Below are 2,301 nucleotides of genomic sequence, written 5' to 3'. Positions count from 1 at the left end.
TGATGGCCGTGACATCATATTGCTGTTCCTGTGTTGAGAGACCCTTCCCTTCATCGAAGACAATCGAGGACTGTTTCTCTGAGGACTTTCGTTTTTTGGGTTTTGGAATCGGCGTGATGAATTCGGCAGGGCGACGCTTATCTATAATCTTGTGTGTCGGTTGGCCCTGGTCGTCGAGTTCCCAATGGCGTATGGGGTACGCATAGGGAGAATTGAGGATGGGTTTCGAGAAGAAATCAGCACTCATCGCGAACCGGCATCATGAGAAAGGGCATGCATGTGCCGAAGAATACCCTCATCCGCAAACGAAGTCACTCCATCTTTGGCTTTGCGTCTCAGAGCAATGACAAGAACTCTTCCACGGTGAGTCCAACGTTCCGAATGAGAGCCTGGAGTGTCCCGACAGACAGTTCTTTGTGTTGAGGGATCGAAAGATTGACCCGAACATCGGCCTTTACCATCACGACATGACTGCCCACTTGGCCAATTTGTTCCCACCCGGCCTTGCGGAAGGCCTTGACGGTCTCCTTTCCGGAGATATCAGCTACCTCGCCATTTGCTAGACCGCAACAACAATTGGTTCTTGCCCGGGTTTTGGGGAAAGAGCCTTCATCGCCTTTTGGTCTTCGGCCCACAGCCACGCGGTGATGGCTTCCTTGATGTTGTCAACGGCTTCTTTTTCATCTTTTCCTTGAGAGACACAGCCGGGAAGCGCCGGGCACTCTACGACAACCCAGCCATCTTCCGCTTGCTCCAACGTTACGTGGAAAATCATTGCGTCCTACCTCCCTTCTTCCGACGGTTCCACTATGTACCACGAACATACCGCTGGCACCCCATCTTCCTTCATTACTCTTCCCGCAATCCGTCCATGACCGGTTGCCACGCGGCTCATCGGGCGGGGAACTAGCCCGCCACTCACGTGGCAATCACGGCAAAAGCCATGGGCCGAGAAGTCGGGTCGGACCTTGAATCATGCACGGTGTCGGAGAGTAGATTCGATGTTGCCGCTCAATACTCCAGCAATCGCCATGTTCGATAGCAATTACGGCGTCTGCGCCAGCAACTGTTCGGTGAGTTTCGCGGCGCGGTCGGCTTTGACCTGCGCAAGGATCGCCCCGGCGGTCTTGGCCTTGACCATTCTGAGGATTTCGATCGCTTTACGATCCGGCATACGTTCGAGACGTGATGCGGCATCTTCGGACGGCATGGATTCGTAGATTTTGGCGAGCTGCGTCCGTTGGTCCTGCGCCAATCGCTCCTTCTCCGCTTGGAGCTTCGCTTGTTGAGCGGGGATTTTGGCCTGCGCGCTCTGGATTTTCTTCTCCAAAGCTTCATTCTGGTCCAAGAGTTCCTCAACCTGGCTCCTCACGATCATGAGTCGTTCTTCGTTCTGGCGAATCGATTGCTCGCGGCGGTCAAGATCGCGCTTTCGTTGTTCCATCATGTCGAGCACTTCACGAGGAAAATCGATGGCCGGACCTTGGACCACAGGCGGAGCGAACAACTTGGCATCATCGTCCAACTCCGCTTGTGCCCCATCCGCATCCGGCGCGCTCGGTGGCGCCGTCTGCCCCAGCTCACTCGTCGCCACCGGCTGTGTCTTGTATTTCGGTTCGGAGGAGGCCTGCCCCAATTGCACCATGATCCAAAAAAGAATCGTGGACCCGAAGATCCCGCCGATCATCGTCCATAGCTGGGAGTGCCGGTTTGCTCTCAGTACGGTTCTCGCCGCATGCTTACGGCTGGCGAGACTGAAATAATCCGTCCGGCCCTTGATGGATCGTGTCTTCATGGGTTGCTGTCTTTTCTTGCGGAATACCGGCGGCTCGCGGCTTCGTCCGTCGTCCGCTGTTCCTGACGGCCCGCTTCGGCGCGTTGCGTTTCGCGGCGCTTGTCGGCGACACGATCAAGAAGCTTGCGTTCTTGGCTGGCTTCCACAAGAAGCGCCTTGGTGTGCCGCCATGCCTCGACGGCTTGATCGATCTCGAGGCGCGCCTGGCGCAGCGCTGCCTGTTGCGAATCCATACTCCCCTGCCATTCCCACCATGCTTCTATCGTCAACCCTTGCGCCGATTGCCGGTCATAGACAGCGACATCCTTCTGAATCTGCGTTTCGATGTCGCGATACCGCTCCTCGCTCCGGGCCAAGGCACGGGTTATTTTTGCCAATTCCATCATCAAGCTCTCTACAGTCTGGGCTCGCAGTTTCCGCAACGACTCGAGGCTCATGCTGCCTGTTGAGCCAGCCCCTCGAGTTGCTGCACCGACGAGGAGAAGCCGGCGGGCTGGTCAATGTCC

General features: G+C 56.4%; 5 protein-coding genes. All 5 read right to left on the bottom strand.

Annotation, left to right across the window (positions count from 1 at the left end; translation table 11 throughout):
• Positions 1-247, bottom strand: a 247-nt coding sequence (locus ACOSYY_RS01740) for a hypothetical protein (protein ID WP_421660542.1), incomplete at its 3' end; no start/stop codon positions are given.
• Positions 248-335: 88 nt separating this feature from the next.
• Entirely contained in the window at positions 336-635 is a 300-nt protein-coding gene (locus tag ACOSYY_RS01735) for a type II toxin-antitoxin system HicA family toxin (RefSeq protein WP_421660543.1), read from the bottom strand.
• The gene (locus ACOSYY_RS01730; RefSeq protein WP_421660541.1) at positions 560-775 is read right to left on the bottom strand and encodes a type II toxin-antitoxin system HicB family antitoxin; all 216 of its coding nucleotides are present in this window, start codon (positions 773-775) and stop codon (positions 560-562) included. Before ACOSYY_RS01730 ends, ACOSYY_RS01735 begins: the two co-directional genes overlap by 76 nt.
• A gap of 270 nt (positions 776-1,045) precedes the next feature.
• Entirely contained in the window at positions 1,046-1,795 is a 750-nt protein-coding gene (locus ACOSYY_RS01725) for a MotE family protein (RefSeq protein ID WP_421660540.1), read from the bottom strand.
• Positions 1,792-2,232 (bottom strand): flagellar export protein FliJ, encoded by a 441-nt coding sequence (gene fliJ, locus ACOSYY_RS01720; RefSeq protein WP_421660539.1) that lies wholly within the window; start codon positions 2,230-2,232, stop codon positions 1,792-1,794. Before fliJ ends, ACOSYY_RS01725 begins: the two co-directional genes overlap by 4 nt.
• Between the last annotated feature and the right edge of the window lie 69 nt (positions 2,233-2,301).

This window comes from Nitrospira sp. BLG_2 (assembly GCF_049222245.1).
The sequence above is the reverse complement of the archived record's forward strand: the minus strand, read 5'-3'. Positions and strand labels throughout refer to the sequence as shown.